Source organism: Achromobacter sp. MFA1 R4 (assembly GCF_900156745.1).
GTDB lineage: Bacteria > Pseudomonadota > Gammaproteobacteria > Burkholderiales > Burkholderiaceae_B > Achromobacter.
This window is the reverse complement of sequence record NZ_LT707065.1, coordinates 5,316,917-5,335,777: the sequence shown is the minus strand read 5'-3', so window position 1 is coordinate 5,335,777 and position 18,861 is coordinate 5,316,917. Positions and strand designations below refer to the sequence as shown.

The following is an 18,861-nucleotide window of genomic DNA, read 5'->3' as shown; positions in this document are numbered from 1 at the left end:
CTATTTCTTGACCAGGGGGCACTCGCTGTCGGCGAGCGACACGAAGACCTTTTCGCCCGGCACCGTGGACAGGATGCGGTAGTAATCGTTCGGATGCTTGGAGTCGGCGGGCTTTTTCACTTCAACCAGATACAGGTCCATGATGACGCGGCCGTCTTCGGGGCGCACCCGGGCATTCTTGATCAGTTTGGTCGTGATGGGCAACTCGCGCATCTTCTGGTTGACCGCCGCCCCGTCGAAGGTGCCCGCGGCCTGCGCGGCCTGCAGGTAATGGGTGGTGGCGACGTAGCTCAGGGCCTGGACGATCGACGGCGCGCGCGTGACGCCCATCTTCTTTTGCCAGCGCTGGGTCCAGGCGCGCGTGTCTTCGTCGGCGTCCCAGTAAAAGCCCGTGGGAAAGGCCAGGCCCTGGGCGACGGGCAGCCCCATGGCGTGCACGTCGTTGATGAAGGTGAGAAACGTCAGCATGCGCTGCTTGCCACCGCCCAGGCCGAACTCCTGCGCCTGCTTGATGAGATTGACCAGGTCGCCGCCGGCGCTGGCCAGGCCGACCACGTCGGACTTGGAGGACTGCGCCTGGATCAGGAACGAGGCGAAGTCCAGGGCGCCCAGGGGATGGCGCGTGCTGCCCACGACCTTGCCGCCCGCGCCCTCGACAAAGCGCGACGCGTTGCTCTCCAGCGATTTGCCGAACACGTAATCGGTGGTGATGAAATACCAGCTTTTGCCGCCGCTTTCGACGACGCTCTTGACCACGGCGTTGGCCAGCGCATAGGTGTCCGGCGCCCACTGGGTGCTGAGGTTGCTGCATTGCTTGCCGCTGAAGTCGCCCGCAAAGCCGCCGCTGATGAGGGCCGTGCCGCCTTTTTCGCGCGCCACGCCCTGGGCGGCAAGCCCGGCCGAGCTGGCGCCGCCATCGACGACCGCCACCACGCCCTGCGTATCGAACCACCGGCGCACCAGCGCGGATGCGACGTCGGCCTTGTTCTGGTTGTCCGCGCCGACGACCTCGACGGTCTTGCCGGCCACTTTGCCGCCGAAGTCTTCCACGGCCATGCGCACGGCCATTTCGGAGCCCAGGCCCCCCAGGTCGGAATAAATGCCGGAGCGGTCGTTGGATACCCCCAGCCGCACGACGTCGGACTGGGCTTGGGCCGCGCAGGCGGCCAGGGCGGCGGCAAGGGCCGCCAACACGGGTTTGATACGCATCTGTCTGTCTCCCAGCCCGTGGACGGGCCGTTTTTATTGAATGTGATGGATGACGCGGCAACACGGGAAGGCGGCGCCGGTCTCCAGCCGGCTGAAACTTATTTCTTATTGGTGAATGGAAATTCCTGTGCAAGAATTTATGTACCTGACCATGAAAAGTCAACACGGTGGAATACCTTAGTTCCTTAGCCCCCGTAGTCCCGTAGTCCCTTGGTCCGGACGCGGGGAAATCGGACGCCACGAAGGAGGCCGACGCAGTGGAAGTCAAGCTAGTCGCGCGGACGCTGGAATTGATCGAGCTGTTTGCGCACGCGCGCCGTCCGATGCCGCTGACGGAGCTGGCCCAGGGCCTGGGCGCGCCGATGTCCAGTTGTCTGGCGCTGGTGCGCACGCTGGTCGCGCGCGGCTACCTTTACGAAGTGCGGCGCCGCGCGGGCTACTACCCGACCGCCAAGCTGCACGCGCTGGCCGGGCAGATCCTGGCGGGCGATCCCTGGCTGGAGCGGGTGCGCCCGCGCCTGCTCGCCTTGCGCGACGCCGTCGACGAAACCGTGATGCTGGGAAAGATCCAGGACGGCGCGGTGGTCTTTCTGGACGTGGTGGAATCCACGCAGCCCGTGCATTACGCGGCCCGGCCGGGCGAGCGGCGGCCGCTGCACACCAGTTCCGTCGCCAAGGCCATCCTGGCCCGCCTGCCGGCCGCCGAGCGCGAGCACGTGCTGGCGGCGGCGCAGTACACGCGCTACACGGACAGCACGTTGACGACCCGTGACGCGCTGCTGGCCGACGTGGCGCGCGCGGCCGAACGGGGGTGGGCGTCGAACGTGGGGGAGAGCGTGGTGGACCTGACCGGCCTGGCCGTGGCGCTCGACCTGGGCGGGGAATGGTATGCGCTATGCCTGGCCGGACCCACGCCGCGGGTGTGGGGCCAGCATGAGGCAAAACTGGTTCACATGCAGGCGGCGGCCGAGGCCATCCGGCGCGACCGCGAAGGCTGAGCGGGCGGCCCGGCGCAACATGGCCGCCCGCTACGCGCCGCGGCGCACCAGCGTCGACTTGCCGAACAGGCTTTCGATCAGGTCCACGGCCAGTTCGGCAGTGCGGTTGCGCACATCGAGCGCGGGGTTGAGCTCCACGACGTCGAGCGAGCGCATGAGGCCGATGTCGGCGATCATCTCCATGCAGAGCTGGGCCTCGCGGTACGTGGGGCCGCCCATGACCGTGGTGCCCACGCCCGGCGCGATTTCGGGGTCCAGGAAGTCCACGTCGAAGCTCACGTGCAGATGGGTCTGGGCGTCCAGGCCGGCCAGCGCGGCCTGCATGGTGGCGCGCATGCCCATTTCATCCAGGTAACGCATGTCGAAGACCTCCATGCCGGCGTCGTGCAGCAGCCGCTTTTCGCCCGGGTCGACGCTGCGGATGCCGATCTGGCGCACGCAGGCCGGATCGATGTCCGGGCAGACGCCCGACATGCCGGTCAGGGGCGCGGGTCCGTTGCCGCACAGGCAGGCCACCGGCATGCCATGCAGGTTGCCGGTGGGCGTGAGCGCGTTGGTGTTGAAGTCGGCGTGGGCGTCCAGCCACAGGATGCGCAGCGTCTTGCCCGTGGCGCGGCAATGGCGCGCCACGGCGCTGATCGAACCGATGCCCAGGCTATGGTCGCCCCCCAGCAGCACGGGCAGGCGGCCGTGGGCCAGCTCCTCGTGGACGGCATCGTGCACGGCCTGGTTCCAGGCGGCCACTTCCGCAAGGTGGCGGTAGCCGTCCACGGGCGGCAGCCAGGGGTTGGCCGGGCCGTATAGGTTGCCGCGGTCGCGGACCTGGTAGCCCAGGGCCTCGATGACCGGCCCCAGGTTCGCGACGCGCAGGGCTTCCGGGCCCATCGAGGCGCCGCGCGCGCCGGCGCCGATGTCGGTGGGCGCGCCGATCAGGGTGACGTCGGCGGGCAAGGCGGGGGTGTTCGTCAAGTCGTGGGCTCCGGTGTTGCGGTTCAAGGGGTGTCGTGATGGGGGGAATCAGGCGGCGGACAGCACCGCCGCCAGTTGGTCGCAGGCCCAGTCGACTTCGTCGCGGGTGACGACCAGGGGTGGGGATAGCCGCAGCGTGTGGCCGTGCGTGTCCTTGACCAGCATGCCCCGCGCCTGCAGGCGCTCGCACCACAGGCGGGCGCCGCCCGCGTCCGGCTCCAGTTCGACGGCCAGCATCAGGCCGCGTCCGCGCACTTCGCGCACGGGGCCGGGCAGGTCGCGCAGCCGCGCCAGGAAATGGGCGCCGACCGTGGCCGCGTTGTCGATCATGCCTTCCTCGGTCAGCACGCGCAGCGCGGCGCGCGCGATGGCGCAGGCCAGTGGATTGCCGCCGAAGGTGCTGCCGTGCTGGCCGGGCTGGAACACGCCCAGCACGTCGGCGTTGGACAGGACGGCGGACACGGGATAAAAGCCGCCCGACAATGCCTTGCCGATGAGCGTGACGTCGGCCTCGATGCCTTCGTGTTCCTCGGCCAGCAGCTTGCCCGTGCGGCCCAGGCCGGTCTGGATTTCATCGAGGATCAGGGTGATGCCTTTTTCCGTGCAGCGCTGCCGCACGCGGGCGAAGTAGCCGGGCGGCGGCAGCACGACGCCGGCTTCGCCCTGGATCGGCTCGACCAGGAAGGCCACCGTGCGGTCGCTGATGGCGGCGTCGAAGGCGTCGAAATCGCCAAAGGGTACGATCTTGAAGCCCGGCGCGAAGGGGCCGTAGTGGCCATAGGCGTCGGGGTCGGTCGAAAACCCGACGATGCCCAGCGTGCGCCCGTGGAAGTTGTTGGCGCAGACGATGATCTCGGCCTGGCCCTCGGGCACCCCGCGCACCTCGTAGCCCCATTTGCGCACGGCCTTGATGGCGGTTTCCACGGCCTCCGCGCCGCTGTTCATGGGCAGGATCTTGTGGGCGCCGGTCAGGCGCGCCAGATCCTCGTAGAAGCCCGCCATCTGGTCATGGCGGAACGCGCGGGAGGTCAGCGTGAGCTTGCCCGCCTGTTCCACCATCGCGGCCAGGATACGCGGATGGCAGTGGCCCTGGTTGACCGCGGAATAGGCGGCCAGGCAGTCCAGGTACTTGCGGCCGTCGACGTCATACACCCACACGCCGCTTGCCCGCGAAAGCACCACGTCCAGCGGGTGGTAGTTGTGCGCGCCCAGCTGGTCTTCGATATGGTCCCGGCGGCTGGCAGCGGACTGCGCGCCGGTCTGAGGGGGCATTACCGCACTCATGAGCGTCTCCCGAAGGCGTTCGGCGGCCATGTCTGGCCATGGATGGCGGCCCGGTCTTTGGAGCCATCTTAGCGCCACCGGCGCGGCTTGGCATTGCCATTGCATGACCAAGGCTTTTCCGGAGGCGGCGGGCGGGGTGCTGCACAATAGCGCCTGTGCCGGACCGTCGTCCGGCGTTCCGAATCTGTGGATGGCCGACATGCTTTTGCACCAATTGCTTGAGAAACTGACGCGCGGGGCCATCGTGGCCGCCCTGGGATTGGCCATGGTCGCGCCTGCGGCGGCGCAGGAACAGCCGCTGCGCATCGGCGTCATCGCCAGCGTCGCCAATGAAGCCACCGAACTGGCCATCGCCCAGGCAAAAAAGGAAGGGCTGGACGTCAAGCTGGTGGAGTTCAACGACTGGGTGCTGCCCAACATCGCCGTGGCCGACGGCTCGGTGGATGCCAATTTCTTCCAGCACGCGCCATTTCTCGAACTCTTCAATCAGCGGCGCGGCGCCAACCTGCAGCCCATCGCGTATGGCTATTCGACCACCATCGGACTGTTTTCCAAGAAATTGAAGAAGGGCGATCCGGTGCCCGAGGGCGCGACGATCGCGGTGCCCAACGACCCGGTCAACACCGGCCGCGCCTTGCTGCTGCTCCAAACGATGGGGCTCATCACGCTCAAGCCGGGCGTGGCGCACCAGGCGACCCTGCAGGACGTGGTGGCCAACCCGAAGCGGCTCAAGTTCGTGCAGATCGAAGGGTCGCAATCGGCCCGCACATTCGATGACGTGACGGCCTCGGTGACCTACACGACGTTTGCCAAGCAGGCGGGCCTGAACGAAAAGGACGGCCTGGCCTTCGACAATACGGACCCGGACAGCATCCGCCGCTACGCCATCCGCTGGGTCGCCAAGCCGGAAAAGGCGCAGGATCCGCGCCTGCTGAAGTTCATCGCCATCTATCAGAACTCGCCCGAGGTGAAGGCCACGCTCAAGCGGCTCTACGGCGATCTGATTTCCTTTCCTTGGTGAACGGGCAAACGGAATAAGCGGAATCAGCGGAATAAGCGGTATACGGAATGATGGGGCAAACGGAATAAAATCCGGGTTTGCGCCGATCAACCCTTATTCCCTCAAAGGGCGGCCTGCGTCGCAGGCCGAACCTGATTCCCATGTCTGACCTCGATGACCGCGACCGGAAACTCTTGACGCTGCTGGCCCACGACGCCACGCCCAGCTATGCGGAACTGGGCAAGCAGCTCAACCTGTCGGCGCCCGCGGTGCACGAGCGGGTCAAGCGGCTCAAGCGCGACGGCCTGATCAAGGGCATCACCGCCAAGCTGGACGGCGCGAAGATGGGCCGGCCCTTGCTGGCCTTCGTGCACGTGGACACCATCAACTGGACCATCACGCAGCAGGTGCTGGGCCTGGCCGAGCTGAACGAGGTCGAGGAAATCCACACCATCACCGGCAAGAGCGCCATGCTGCTCAAGGTGCGCGTGCGCGACACGCAGGCCCTGGAGCTGCTGTTGGCGCGCATCCATCAGATCGAAGGCATCTCCAACACCACCAGCGATATCGCCCTGACCAGCTACCTGGAACGCGGTCCGCTGCCGGAGGCGGCCTGAAGGCCGACCGCGCGATACATCACCGGGCAGGCGCCCCGCGCAGGCGCAGCCGCGTGATTTCCGACGGCGCCCACAGGCGCTTGGGCGGCCCCCAGTAGCCGGTGCCGCGGCTGGTATACACCCACATCTGCCCCAGCCGGTGCAGCCCGGCCGTGAAAGGCTGCTGGAACCGCACGAAGAATCCCCATGGAAAGAACTGGCCGCCATGCGTATGGCCGGACAACTGGAGGGTGTAGCCCACCGGCTCGGCCGCGGCGGCGCTGCGCGGTTGGTGCGCGAGCAGGATCCGCGGAAACGCGTCGGCCGGGGCGCCCGCCAGCGCCGCGGTGGGATTGCTGCGCTGGTGCGGGTCATAGGCGCCGGCGCTGTAGTCCGTGATGCCTGCGACCACCACGGGCAGGCCCGACGGATGGATCACGGCATGTTCATTGAGCAGCACGCGCAGGCCCAGTCGCCGGAACTCGGCGATCCAGGGGCCGGCGCCCGAATAGTATTCATGGTTGCCGGTGACCAGGTAGACGCCGTGCGGCGCGCGCAGATCACCGAGGGGACGCGCCTGGGCGGCGAGCTGCTCGACGCTGCCGTCGACCACGTCGCCCGTGATGGCGACCATGTCCGGCAACTGCGCGTTGACCGCATCCACGATGGCCTGGACGTAGCGGCGCTTGATGGTCGGACCGACATGGATATCGCTGATCTGCACGATGGTGAAGCCGTCCAGGTCTTGCGGCAGTCCCGCGATCGGCACGTCGACGTCGACAACGCGCGCGCGGCGGCGGGCGTTGTAGAAGCCCGCGAGCGTTCCCGCCAGCGCCAGGCCGATGACCGCCCACGCGCTGGCGCCGCGCAGGGCCGTCCAGGGCACGGCCGCGCCGGCCGCCAGGTTGCCCAGCCACAGCAGCAGCATCGCGCCGTCGCGCAGGACGGTCAGTACGAAGAGCGACGAGAACAGCCCCATGGCCAGCAGACCCACCCAGGCAATGCGGTCGCCCCAGGGCGGATGGACCGACGAGCGCGCCAGCATGCCCATCGGGATGAGCACGCACGACAGCACGAGCGCCAGAATGGCGGCGGCGGCGCCTTGGCCGCCAAGCTGCAGGTCCGGAATCAGGCGGGCGCCCACATACACATGGGCCAGGGCGCCCAGGGTCAGAAAGCGCAGGAAAAATGAGGATTGGCGCAGGGACACGGAAGGAGAGGGTCGCGCCGGAGCGGGCGCGCGGGTAACGGAGGAACCGCCATTCTATGCTCCGCGGGCCGCCGGGCACACCGGGGCCCCGCGCCTGCGCCCGCCGCCGCGCCTTCAAGCGGGCAGCTCGCCTTCCCGGCAGATGAGGCTGGCGTCCATTTCGCTCAGGCGGTTGATGCCCAGCATCGCCATGTTGCGGTCGACCTCGGCGCGCAACAGACCGATGGCGTGCGCCACGCCTTGCTGGCCGCCCACCGCCGCCGCGTAGTTGAACGGGCGTCCCACGAACACGCAGCGCGCGCCCAGGGCCAGCGCCTTGAGCACATCGCCGCCGCGGCGCACCCCGCTGTCCATCATGACCGTCATCGCGCCAGCCTGCGCGACCACGGCGGGCAGCACGCGCAGCGGCGAGATCGCGCCGTCGAGCTGGCGCGCGCCGTGGTTGGACACGATGATGCCGTCCGCGCCATGCTGGCGCGCCAGCATGGCGTCGCGCGGATGCAGGATGCCCTTGATGATCAGGGCGCCGGGCCACGCGCGGCGGATGCGCGCCACGTGCTCCCAGTTCAGGTGGTCGCGCGCCGTGAAGTCGCGCAGCACCGACGCGGACACGATGGGCGCGCCGCGCGTGGCGAAAGAGTTCTCGAAGTGCGGCATGCCATGCGCCAGCAGCGTGCGCAGAAAGGTGCCCGCGAGCCAGCGCGGCCGTGCCAGGCCGTCCAGCGCAAGGCGCAGGCTGGGCTTGAGCGGCGTGGAAAAGCCGGTGCGCACGTTGTTTTCGCGGTTGGCCGACACGGGGATGTCCACGGTCAGCACTAGGGTCTCGTAGCCGGCGCGGCGGGCGCGTTCGATCAGCGCGTCGATCTTGGCGGGATCGCCCGGCAGGTACGCCTGGAACCAGGTGCCCGGGGCTTCATCGATGACGGCTTCAAGGGGGATCAGCGACGTGCCGCTCAGGATGGCGGGCACGTTCTCTTCACGGGCCGCGCGCGCCAGCACGATGTCGCCGCGATAGGCCGACAGCGCACTGATGCCCATGGGCGCAATGCCGAAGGGCGATGCGTACGTGCGACCGAACAGTTCGGTCTGCTGCGTGCGGCGGGACACATCGACCAGGACGCGCGGCGTGAACGCGATCTGCGCGAACGCCGCGCGGTTGCCGGTGAGGGATTGGTTGTCTTCCGCCGCCCCGGCGATGTAGCCGAAGATCGGCCGCGGCAGGCGCCGTCTGGCGGCGGCCTCGAAGTCGTCCAGGGACAGGATGCGGCCGAGCGCGCGGGGCAAAGGGCGGGCCGCGGCGCGGGCGGGGGCGGGCAGGGCGGTGGTAGACATGGCGGGCCGGTAAAAGCCCGTAATCTAGCAACCCGGATTCATCGCATAAAGCGAATAAATATTGAATTGCATGTTCGCTCCAGGCGAAGGAGCGTGCGTCGTGGCGGCCAAGCGCGGCCGCCAAGCGCGGCGGCCAAGCGCGGCGGCCAGGCGCGGCGGCCAGGCGCGGCCGCCAGCGCGCCGGTCAGCCCTGGACGGGCAGCGCCAGCAGTTCACCCATGCGCACGGGGCCCAGCACCGACGGCGTGTCGGCCCAGCGCACCTTGTCGGGTCCGAACAGCACGATGGCCGTGGAGCCAAGCTTGAAGCGGCCCATTTCAGCGCCTTTTTCAAGATGGATGGGCGCGCGCGCCGCGGCGTCGTAGCGGACGGACCGGATGCGGCGCTTGTGCGGCGTCACCAGGCCGGCCCACACGGTTTCGATCGAGGCCACGATCATCGCGCCCACCAGCACCACGGCCATCGGACCGTGTTCCGTGTCGAAGATGCAGACCACGCGTTCATTGCGCGCGAACAGCCGCGGCACGTTGCGCGCCGTCAGCGGGTTGACCGAGAACAGGCGGCCGGGCACGTGGATCATCTCGCGCAGCGTGCCGGCGGCGGGCATGTGGACGCGGTGATAGTCCTTGGGCGAAAGATAGATGGTGGCGAACTGGCCGCCCTGGAACGGCGCGGCGCGTTCGGCATCGCCGCCCAGCAGGTCCACCAGGCCGTAGTTGTGGCCCTTGGCCTGGAAGATGCGGCCCTGTTCGATCGCGCCCATCTGGCTGATGGCGCCGTCGGCGGGACAGACCACCGAGCCGGGCTCGTCGTCCAGCGGACGCGCGCCGTCTTTCAGCGCGCGCGTGAAGAAATCATTGAAGCAGTCATAGGCCAATGGGTCTTCTTGCAGGGCCTCGCTCATGTTCACGCCGTACTTGCGGACAAAGCGCGAGATCATCCAATTCTTCACCGCGGGTTCGCGGCAGTCCGACGCGTATCCGAAAAAGCGCGACACCAGGTGGTGCGGGGCGAGATACTGGCTGGCAAGAAATAGTTGGTCTTTGATAGGCATCGATGGCGCTAAAAAACGCGTCCCGCATACAGCGGGACGTGGTTGAAGGTGCCGCGCGGGCCCAGGTTGAGGCTGGATGCAGGCAATTCGGCGCGATTGTAACGCGTCCGGGGGCGCGGCGGCGTGCTTGGTGCCGTGGCGCGTTCAGGCCGCCTTGGCCGCCAGCTTGGTCTTGTAGAGCCAGTCCTTGTAGTCGTCCAGGTCGCCGTCGAACGGACTGACCTTGCCGTCGGCCACGATGATGAACTGGTCGGTGGTGGCGCGCAGCAGATGGCGGTCGTGCGACACCAGCACCAGCGTGCCCTCGAACTGCGCCAGCGCCGTGGTCAGGGCCTCGCGCGTTTCCAGGTCCAGGTGGTTGGTGGGCTCGTCCAGCAGCAGCAGGTTGGGGCGCTGCCACACGATGAGCGCCAGCGCCAGGCGCGCCTTTTCACCGCCGGAGAACGGCGCGATCGAACTGGTGGCCATGTTGCCGTTGAAGTTGAAGCTGCCCAGGAAGTTGCGCAGCTCCTGTTCGCGCACGGTGGGCGCGGCCTTGGTCATGTGCCACAACGGCGATTCGTCATGGCGCAGCATCTCGACCTGGTGCTGGGCGAAGTAGCCGATGGACAGGCCCTTGTTGAATTGCGTTTCGCCGGCCAGCGAATCGAGTTCGCCGGCGATGGTCTTGATGAAGGTCGACTTGCCCGCGCCATTGATGCCCAAGAGGCCGATCCGCTGGCCCGCCTGCAGCGAAAAATTGATGCCCGACACGATGATCTTGTCGGACACGTCTTGGGTGGCCTCGTCCTCGATGCGATACCCGGCGCTGACCTTGTCCATCGTCAGCAGGGGATTGGGGGCGCGCAGCGGTTCGCGGAATTCGAACGAGAACTCGGCGGCCGCGCGCAGCGGCGCCACCTCTTCCATGCGGGCCAGGGCCTTGATGCGGCTCTGCGCCTGGCGCGCCTTGCTGGCCTGCGCCTTGAAGCGGTCGATGAAGGATTGCAGGTGCGAGCGCTGGCGCATCTGCTTTTCGATCATGCCCTGCGCCAGTTCCAGCTGGGCCGCGCGCTGACGTTCAAAGGACGAATAATTGCCCGAGTAGCGCTTGAGCTTGCGTTCGTCGATATGCACGATCACGTTGACCACGCCGTCCAGGAAGTCGCGGTCGTGCGAGATGACGATGAGCGTGCCCGGGTAGCGCTTGAGCCAGTCCTCCAGCCAGATGATCGCGTCCAGATCCAGGTGGTTGGTGGGCTCGTCCAGCAGCAGCAGGTCGGACGGGCACATCAGCGCCTGCGCCAGGTTTAGGCGCATGCGCCAGCCCCCGGAAAAGCTGGTGAGCGGCAGGTGCATCTGCGCCTGCGAGAAGCCCAGGCCGGTCAGCAGCTGTTCCGCGCGGGAGTGGACCGTGTAGGCGTCCGCGTCGGCCAGGGCGGCGTAGATATCGCCCATGCGCAGGCCGTTCTCGGCGCTTTCGGGTTCGGCTTCCAGCGCCGCGAGTTCGGCCTCCAGCTTGCGCAGCGTGACGTCGCCGTCGATGGCGTATTCGATGGCGGGCCGGTCCAGCGCGGGCGTTTCCTGCGCCACGTGGGCCACGCGCCAGCTCGCGGGATAGTCCAGGTCGCCCTGGTCCGCGTGCAGCGTGCCGCGCAGCAGGCCGAAGAGGCTCGATTTGCCGGCGCCGTTGGCGCCGATCAGGCCGATCTTGTCGCCGGGGTTCAGAAGCAGGTCGACCTTGTCGAGCAAGGGCTTGACGCCGCGCATGAGTGAAACTTGTTGGAAGCGGATCATGGGTGTTGGGCTGGATGGCGCGGCAGGCGCGCGGCAAGGCTCCCGCCACAAGGCGCGGCCAAAAAGAGGGAACCGGGGCGGGTTCGCGCATGCGCAAAAGCGGGCGCGGGGCGCGAAAGACGGAAGCGGACGGGAACGAGCCTTATCCGATTGCGGACGACATTGTAGCGGGCCGGCGCGGACCGGGTTATTTCGTCTCGATCGCCGCGGCCAGCGCCAGCAGGCGCTCGGCCTCCCGCGCATGCAGGTTCTCGACCAGGGCGCCGTCCACGACCGCCACGCCCTTGCCCGCGGCCTGGGCCGCCTGCCAGGCGTCCAGGCGCTTGCGCGCGCCGTCGAGCTCCTCGGGTGTCGGCGCAAAGGCGGCGTTGGCCGCCGCGATCTGGCGCGGATGGATCAGGGTCTTGCCGTCAAAGCCCTGGTCGCGCCCCTGCCGGCAGGCGTCCTGCAGGCCGGCGTCGTCGTTCAGGTCCAGGTGCACCCCGTCCAGGACCGCGAGGCCGTGCGCGCGCGCCGCCATCACCGCCAGCGAGCGCGCCAGCAGCGTCTCGTGGCGCGCGGGCGTGTGGCGGGCGTGCAGGTCCTTCACCAGGTCCGAGGTGCCGACGACGATGGCGGCCAGGCGCGCATGGCCGCCGGCGATGGCGTCAAGGCGCAGAAAACCCAGCGGGGTCTCGGCCATGGCCCACAGCGGCAGGTCCGACGGCGCACCCGCGGCATCCAGCGCCTCGCCCAGCGCGGCAAGCTGCGCGGCCGATTCGACCTTGGGCAGCAGCACGGCATCGGCGCCGGCTTGCGCGATGGCGCGCACGTCGTCCAGCCCCCACGGGGTGTCCAGGGCATTGACGCGCACGATGCATTCGCGCCGTCCGAAACCGCCCGCGCGCAAGGCCGACGCCACCTGCGCGCGCGCCAGTTTCTTGGCGTCGGGCGCCACGGCGTCCTCCAGGTCCAGGATCAGCGCGTCCGCATCGAGCGTGCGCGCCTTGTCGAGCGCCCGCGCATTGGCGCCGGGCATGTAGAGAACGGAACGGCGGGGGCGGAGGATGGCGTTCATGCTTGCGGTCTCAGCGGTTGGGGAGCGTGCCGACGATGGTGACGGGCGAGGTGCAGACGTAGCCCACGCCATACACCGTGCGGATGCCGATGTCCCCGCCAGTGTGCGCGCGCAGCTTGCGGCGCAGCCGGTGCATGTGGGCGTCCAGCCGGTGCGTGTCGTAGGCCTGCGCGCTGGCGCCCAGGGCTTCGACGAGGCGTGCGCGGGTCAGGGGCAGGGGCGCCGCCTGGATCAGCGCGCCGATCAGGCGGCTTTCGGCATCGGTGATGTCGACGCTGACCTGGCCGGGCGATGTCAGGGTGCGGCGCGCCGGGTCGAAGCGCCACGCGCCGGACTGCGTATCGTCGAGGTCGGCGGCGGGCACCACGCGCAGACGGCGCGACAGCGCGACCAGCGTGGCGCCCAGTTCGGCCAGGTTGACGGGCTTGGTCAGGTAATGGTCGGCGCCCAGGCTCAGCCCGGACACCTTGTCTTCGCTCAGGAGCCGTCCCGTCAGCATGACGATGCCCATGGACGGGTAGGTGGTGCGCAGGTGGGAGACGCGCGCAAGCCCGTCGCCATCCGGCAGCATGGCGTCCAGCACGAGGATGGCGGGCGTGACGGTCAGCAGCAGGTCGTCCAGCTCGGCCAGGGAGCCGGCCGTGAGGATGGCCTTGTCCAGGCCCAGGTCCTGGATGTATTCGGCGATGGAGTCGCGCCAGTCCCCGTGGTCGTCGACGACGATGATCGTCACGGCGCGGCGCGCTCTCGCGCTCCTTGTGCGAACAGGTGTGTTCTGGTCATGCTGCGGTTTCTTAGAGGGGGCGGGCTCGCGCGGCGCGCGGACCCCGGGAGCAATACGGCGATCGGTCTGATGTGCTTGCGTTCTTGCGCGCAGAATATCATCCCGGCCGTTGCGGCGGCGCGGCATCGAACGGGGACGCCATCCGGATGGTGTAAAAAAAGGGGCTGGTCAATAATTGAGCAGGCCGTTTCGTGTCGCCCGAAAGGCCATCAGCCGTGCGTTTGGGTTTTTCTTATCCACAAATTCTGTGGATAAGAAAAAACCGCCCGGATACCGTCCAATCTACGCGGGCAGCAATTCGACCGGCACGCCCTCAGGCACTTTGCGCATCCGTTCGCGTTCAATCCGGGGCGGCGCAAAGCGCGTCTTGCGCGCCGCAGCATTCTGCAGCAGGACCGACAGCACCGAGCCCTTGTCCTGGATCCAGTGGGTCTTGCCGCGCAGCAGCTTCATGGCGTTCTCGGGCGTGCCCAACCGATACGACATGGCGTTGATCTCGGTCGAGGACTTGCCGTTGAACACGGACGCGTCCAGTTCGGTGATGGCCGCCGCATCGAGATTGCTGCTTTCGTGATCGATGCGGTAGACATACTTGAACCCGTGATGCGGGTCCTGCACGACGATGAGTTTCTCCGAACCGGAGATATCGGACAGCATGCCGAGCACCAGCGACTCGACCATCTGGTTGCCGCGTTGTTCTTCGGTGTAGATGAAAATGCTGTGGCGCACGCGGGCGGATTGAGCCGGCGCGGCCGGCACGAGGCGAGAACGTTCCATACCTGACGGGAAAATTGCGGGAAGGGCGCGGGGCCCTGGAAGATGCGGAACGAACGTGTCGCCCGGTTCCGACTTGAACACCACGCGCATGATACCAATTGTTTCAAAAGCGTGCTGTAACAGCAGCAATGCCGCCGCGGAGCGGACGCCGGTCAGCGCCGATGATCTGGCCCGATCTTTGCAGGACGATGACAAGCGGCAAGCCAAGGCCTGCCGCCGGCGCGCCGCCCGCGCCAGGCGGCGTGGCGGTGCACCGGCGTATCGACGCACCGGCGTATCGACGCACCGGCGTATCGACGTATCGGCGTACCCGTCAGGCGACCGCGGCGAGCTTCTGCCGGCGCTGGCGCACGGCTTGCGCCAGCGCGGCGAGCACCGGTTCGGTCTGGGCCCAGCCCAGGCAGGCGTCGGTGATGGACACACCATGGCGCAGCGGCTGGCCGGGCTTGAGGTCCTGGCGGCCTTCTTCGAGATGGCTTTCGATCATGACGCCCGTGATGCGGCTGTCGCCCTGGGAGATCTGGGCCGCGATGTCGTTGGCCACGTCGATCTGGCGCAGGTGCGACTTGTTGGAGTTGGCGTGCGAGCAGTCGATCATGACCTGCTCGCGCTGGCCCGCGGCGCGCAGCGCGGCGCAACAGGCGTCGACGCTGGCCGCGTCGTAGTTCGGCCCTTGCTTGCCGCCGCGCAGGATCACGTGGGTGTCCTGGTTGCCGCGGGTTTCGAAGATGGCGGCCATGCCCATCTTGGTCATGCCCATGAACGCGTGCTTGGCGCTGGCCGCGACCATGGCGTCGGCCGCGATCTGGACGCCGCCATCGGTGCCGTTCTTGAAGCCCAGCGGGCAGCTCAGGCCCGAGCTGAGCTGGCGATGGCTGGGGCTTTCGGTGGTGCGCGCGCCGATGGCGCCCCAGGCGATCAGGTCGGCGATGTATTGCGGGCTGAGGAGATCCAGGAATTCGGTGGCGATGGGCAGGCCCAGGCCGCTGATGTCCAGCAGCAGTTCGCGCGCGCGGCGCAGGCCTTCGTTGATGCGGAAGCTGCCGTCCAGACGCGGATCGTTGATATAACCCTTCCAGCCGACGGTGGTGCGGGGCTTTTCGAAGTACACGCGCATGACGATCAGCAGGTCGTCCTTGTGCGCGTCGGCGGCGGCGCGCAAGTGGCGCGCATACTCCATGGCCTGCGCATGGTCGTGGATGGAGCAGGGGCCCACCACCAGCACCAGGCGGTCGTCGCGGCCGTGCAGCACGTCGGCGATGTCGGCGCGGCTTTGCTCGACGAGCGTCTGGATCTCGGTCGAGACGGGCAGTTCGTCTTGCAGCAGGGCCGGTGAAATCAACGGACGCACCGCGCTGATGCGGGTGTCGTCGGTGCGCGTGTTGTCCTGGGTGGCGTCGGCCGCGCCGACCTCGCGGTCGTGCAGGGGGTCGTCAATGCGGGTCAAGGGAAGCTCCGTGCCGTAGATGCGGGAAAGTCCGCCATTATCGCACCCGCGGACGGTGGAGGCGGATGGGCGGGGGCGGATGCGGGGTTGGCGGGGACAGGCACCAAGGAACGGGACCAGACGGCGGATGCGCCGGCAACTACGACTATCGGCGACGGGCTGAATTAACCCGTTATCGATAAAGACATGCTTTGCGCGGATGCCTTAGCATTGACCCGTGCTCCCAAGGGGCCGGGCTCACCGGCTTGCGGCAGGCGCAGGCAGGGGCCGATCGAGGCTTCTTTCCGTGTGTAAAGGTTCCAGGACGGTCAGCAATGCCCAAACCCGATGCCGGCGCGTCCCGACGGTTTCTTCTCGTGGAAGACCACCCCGTCGAACGCGCCTATCTGCAGAACATGCTGCTGGCGTTGGGCTACCGCCGCGTGGCGGGGTTGGGAAGCAGCATCGAAGCCGTGGGCGCGATGACGCGCCAATACTATGACGTCCTGATCAGCGACATCGTGATGGGCGAGGGCGATGGCACGCGCCTGCCCAATGACCTGCGCCGGCTGGTGGACGCGGGACGCCTGAAGAGCATGCCGCCGATCATCTGGATCAGCAGCCTCAGCGACGAACTCCTGCAATCCCATGTGCGGCTGGCCCTGCAGGCGGGCTGCCCGTCGGCGCAGGCGCTGGCCAAGCCCGTGTCGCGCGCGGCCATGCAGCAGGCCATCAAGAACGCCCTGCACAGCATCGACGACGAATCGGCGTCCCCGCACAAGCCCAAGTCGGTGCGGCGCGAGGTGATGGAAGCCGCGCTGAGCCAGGCGCTGGCGACCGGCAAAGGCATGCACGTGGTGCTGCAGCCGCAGATCAGCCTGTCCACCGGGCGCGTGGTGGCGGCCGAGGCGCTGTCGCGCTGGGTCCACCCCAAGCTGGGCGCGATCTCCGCGGCCGATTTCGTGCCGGCCGCGCACCGGCTGGGCATGGACCGGATGCTGTTCAGCCGTGTGGCGGACCGGGTGATCGAGGTGCTGCGGCGGATGCAGGACGAGGACATCGCGGTGCCGATCGCCATCAATGCCTCCGCGTCCACGCTGTGCTCGCGCGAGCTGCCCGGCCTGCTGGAGCAGAAAGTCGGACAGGCCGGCCTGCCGGCCCGGCTGATCAAGGTCGAGCTTACGGAAGACGAGCCCGTGACCGATTGGCTGGCGCTCTCGTCCACGCTGAACCTATTGCGCGTGCGCGGCTTTGAACTGGCGATGGATGACTTCGGCGCCGGCATTGCCTCGATGCGGCTGTTTTCGGCCATGCCATTCAATGAGTTGAAGATCGACCGGGACTTCATCGTCCACATGCACCGCGAGGCCGCGTCGCGCGCGGTCGTCGCGGCAGCGATCGAAATGGGGCGGGTGCTTGGGCGTCGCGTGGTGGCCGAAGGCGTCGAGCAGGAGCGCGACGTGCAACTGCTGCGCGAACTGGGGTGCGACGTCGCGCAGGGCTACGGGATTTCGGTGCCGCTGGAGCCCGACGAGTTCATCGAATTCTGCCGGTCGCATTGAGCGGGCCGCGCCGCCATGTCGCGCGCGATGGCGGCCTGCGCCCGCGCATTCAAAGGCCGGACACGTCGATGTCGCCCGGGTAATCCACCGAGAACTTGAACACCGTCTCGCGCGACTTGCCCGGTTCGAGCGTCCAGTCCCAGGCCACCTTGCCGTCTTCTTCGCGCTTGATGTCGCGGTCGGCGGGCGATAGCAGCTTGACCACGATCTTCTCGTTGCGCGAGACCGGCAGGCGGTCCTTGAAGGACACCTGTTCCTGGGTGGTCTTGTTGTTCTTGACCGTGATCTTGTATTCGTAGGTGACGCGCTTGCCGCTGCCCGAGAAGCCGGTGCTTTCGGTGTAGCGGTTCACGAGCTGCCGCTTGATCGAAATGCCGTCGTCGGCGCCCAGCGCCAGTTCCAGTTTTTCGCCGGGCATCACGGCTTTCATGGCGCCCGAGGCGACGAAGGCATCGTCCAGGAAGGTATTGAGGGGCCCCGCGAGGAACGGGAACGCCGTTGTGTTGCTGGCCTGCGCCGTCAGGTACGTGGCCTCGCGCAGCGCCGGCGTGGACTGGTACTGCAAGGTGGCGGGCAGCCTGGCGCTGGCGATGGCGACGCGCTGCGCCGTGTTGTCGGACGGCAGCGTGGCCGGATTCTGGATCTGGAAGGATGCGCTGGTCGCGGCGTTCTGGACCTGGGCGGTGGCGACGTCGATCGCCTCGGGCGCCGGTTCGGCCGCCATTTGCGCGTCCGCCATGGCGCGGGCCCGGGGCGCGCGCTTGGTCTGCATCTCCGGCTGCATTTCCGCCTGAACCGCGGCGGGAGCCGGCGCGGGAGCGGGCATGGGCGGCGGCGGGGCGGCCACGTCGATGATCCACGGCCGCAGCGTGGGCGCGCCACCGCCCAGCGATGGCCGCGCGGTGGACAGGGTCAGCTTCACGTTGTTCCAGTCCTCGCCCGTGTTCTGGCGGATGACGCCGAAGTAGCCCAGGTCCACGTGGCGATCGGCCGGGCGCAGCCGCGCATCGTAGGACGGCGTCCAGCGCGCGCCCGCGACCGCATAGGACAGCGCAAGGTCCAGCTTGCCGCTTCGGGCCATGTCGACACGCAGGACGACCGTCTTGCTGCGCCGGCCCGCCGCCCCGCGCACCTGCCCGAGCTGGGCTTGCAGGGCGGCCAGTTCACGTTCCAGCACAGCCCGCTTTTCGGCCACGCCGCGCAGGCCCGCCAGCGTCGTGCCCAGCGTCTCGGCGCTGAGCGCCTGGATCGCCTTGAGTTCGTCCAGGGTGAGGCGGGCGCCATCCTTGGCCGGTTCGGTCGCCCCGCGCTGCATCATCAGGATGAGTTCGCGCTGGTTGTCCAGCACGGCCGCTTCGTCGTCCAGCGCCGCCTGCCGGGCCTCCAGTTTCTCGATCTGGGCTTCCAACTGACGGACGCGTTCGCTGGCGGCGTCCGCCTGGTAGGCGTCCCGGACCTTCACGTCCAGCAGCGTGGCCTGGCCGGTGCTGCGGGCCGACACCTGCAGCGAGTTGTCCTGCAGCGTCGCCGGCAGGTTTTCCAGCACGAGTTCATGTTCGCCCGCGGCGAGGTCGCTGCTGGCGGCGCGGGTGACGACCGCGCGGTCCTGGTAGACGGTGACCGCGCCGATGGCGGAGGGCAGCGCGGCGGCGCCGCCGAGGCCGGGGAGGGTTGCGAAAGCCAGGGCCAGGAGGGTACGTCTCACGGGAGCACCTTGGAAAAGTGGGGGGCGGGAGCGTCCCCACGGGGACGCATTGCGGCAAGCGCGTGAGTCTATCGCCGGCCCAGCCCGGCCGGTTTACAGAAAATGACAAACGCGACAGGGCG

At 68.1% G+C, this 18,861-nt stretch carries 16 protein-coding genes; 4 read left to right on the top strand and 12 right to left on the bottom strand.

Annotated features, from left to right (window positions below; translation table 11 throughout):
• Window positions 1-1,209 (bottom strand): ABC transporter substrate-binding protein, encoded by a 1,209-nt coding sequence (locus BXA00_RS24440; RefSeq protein WP_076520966.1) that lies wholly within the window; start codon window positions 1,207-1,209, stop codon window positions 1-3.
• Between the two features lie 257 nt (window positions 1,210-1,466).
• Here BXA00_RS24440 and BXA00_RS24435 point away from each other — a divergent pair, with 257 nt between their 5' ends.
• Complete coding sequence (locus BXA00_RS24435; RefSeq protein WP_076520965.1) at window positions 1,467-2,207, top strand: IclR family transcriptional regulator; 741 nt, start codon at window positions 1,467-1,469, stop codon at window positions 2,205-2,207.
• Between the two features lie 30 nt (window positions 2,208-2,237).
• Here the strand turns inward: BXA00_RS24435 and rocF are convergent, their stop codons facing one another.
• The gene (rocF, locus tag BXA00_RS24430; RefSeq protein WP_076520964.1) at window positions 2,238-3,176 is read right to left on the bottom strand and encodes an arginase; all 939 of its coding nucleotides are present in this window, start codon (window positions 3,174-3,176) and stop codon (window positions 2,238-2,240) included.
• A 48-nt stretch (window positions 3,177-3,224) separates the two neighbouring features.
• Window positions 3,225-4,448, bottom strand: a complete 1,224-nt coding sequence (rocD, locus tag BXA00_RS24425; RefSeq protein ID WP_076520963.1) for an ornithine--oxo-acid transaminase — start codon at window positions 4,446-4,448, stop codon at window positions 3,225-3,227.
• A gap of 277 nt (window positions 4,449-4,725) precedes the next feature.
• Here rocD and BXA00_RS24420 point away from each other — a divergent pair, with 277 nt between their 5' ends.
• The gene (locus tag BXA00_RS24420; RefSeq protein WP_076522106.1) at window positions 4,726-5,481 is read left to right on the top strand and encodes a MetQ/NlpA family ABC transporter substrate-binding protein; all 756 of its coding nucleotides are present in this window, start codon (window positions 4,726-4,728) and stop codon (window positions 5,479-5,481) included.
• Window positions 5,482-5,621: 140 nt separating this feature from the next.
• Window positions 5,622-6,077, top strand: a complete 456-nt coding sequence (locus BXA00_RS24415; protein ID WP_076520962.1) for an Lrp/AsnC family transcriptional regulator — start codon at window positions 5,622-5,624, stop codon at window positions 6,075-6,077.
• Between the two features lie 19 nt (window positions 6,078-6,096).
• On the opposite strand, the gene BXA00_RS24410 is transcribed toward BXA00_RS24415, so the two are convergent.
• The 8 genes from BXA00_RS24410 to BXA00_RS24375 all read right to left on the bottom strand — a co-directional run bounded on the left by BXA00_RS24410 (window position 6,097) and on the right by BXA00_RS24375 (window position 15,493).
• The gene (locus tag BXA00_RS24410; RefSeq protein WP_076520961.1) at window positions 6,097-7,266 is read right to left on the bottom strand and encodes a metallophosphoesterase; all 1,170 of its coding nucleotides are present in this window, start codon (window positions 7,264-7,266) and stop codon (window positions 6,097-6,099) included.
• 114 nt (window positions 7,267-7,380) lie between these two features.
• A complete protein-coding gene (locus tag BXA00_RS24405; RefSeq protein ID WP_076520960.1) occupies window positions 7,381-8,598 on the bottom strand; it encodes an alpha-hydroxy acid oxidase in 1,218 nt (405 codons plus the stop codon).
• Window positions 8,599-8,782: 184 nt separating this feature from the next.
• Complete coding sequence (gene asd / locus BXA00_RS24400; protein ID WP_076520959.1) at window positions 8,783-9,652, bottom strand: archaetidylserine decarboxylase; 870 nt, start codon at window positions 9,650-9,652, stop codon at window positions 8,783-8,785.
• Window positions 9,653-9,796: 144 nt separating this feature from the next.
• Complete coding sequence (locus BXA00_RS24395) at window positions 9,797-11,428, bottom strand: ATP-binding cassette domain-containing protein (protein ID WP_076520958.1); 1,632 nt, start codon at window positions 11,426-11,428, stop codon at window positions 9,797-9,799.
• A gap of 187 nt (window positions 11,429-11,615) precedes the next feature.
• Window positions 11,616-12,485 (bottom strand): CoA ester lyase, encoded by an 870-nt coding sequence (locus tag BXA00_RS24390; protein ID WP_076520957.1) that lies wholly within the window; start codon window positions 12,483-12,485, stop codon window positions 11,616-11,618.
• A gap of 10 nt (window positions 12,486-12,495) precedes the next feature.
• The gene (locus BXA00_RS24385; RefSeq protein ID WP_076520956.1) at window positions 12,496-13,218 is read right to left on the bottom strand and encodes a response regulator transcription factor; all 723 of its coding nucleotides are present in this window, start codon (window positions 13,216-13,218) and stop codon (window positions 12,496-12,498) included.
• Between the two features lie 333 nt (window positions 13,219-13,551).
• On the bottom strand, window positions 13,552-14,046 hold the full coding sequence (locus BXA00_RS24380) for a hypothetical protein (RefSeq protein ID WP_076520955.1): 495 nt from the start codon (window positions 14,044-14,046) through the stop codon (window positions 13,552-13,554).
• 313 nt (window positions 14,047-14,359) lie between these two features.
• Window positions 14,360-15,493 carry a 3-deoxy-7-phosphoheptulonate synthase gene (locus BXA00_RS24375; protein ID WP_076520954.1) on the bottom strand — a complete coding sequence of 378 codons (1,134 nt, stop codon included), beginning with the start codon at window positions 15,491-15,493 and terminating at the stop codon, window positions 14,360-14,362.
• A 314-nt stretch (window positions 15,494-15,807) separates the two neighbouring features.
• Here BXA00_RS24375 and BXA00_RS24370 point away from each other — a divergent pair, with 314 nt between their 5' ends.
• Window positions 15,808-17,034: an EAL domain-containing protein gene (locus tag BXA00_RS24370; protein WP_076520953.1), complete on the top strand. Its 1,227-nt coding sequence runs from the start codon at window positions 15,808-15,810 to the stop codon at window positions 17,032-17,034.
• A 49-nt stretch (window positions 17,035-17,083) separates the two neighbouring features.
• Here the strand turns inward: BXA00_RS24370 and BXA00_RS24365 are convergent, their stop codons facing one another.
• On the bottom strand, window positions 17,084-18,739 hold the full coding sequence (locus BXA00_RS24365; protein ID WP_076520952.1) for a mucoidy inhibitor MuiA family protein: 1,656 nt from the start codon (window positions 18,737-18,739) through the stop codon (window positions 17,084-17,086).
• Between the last annotated feature and the right edge of the window lie 122 nt (window positions 18,740-18,861).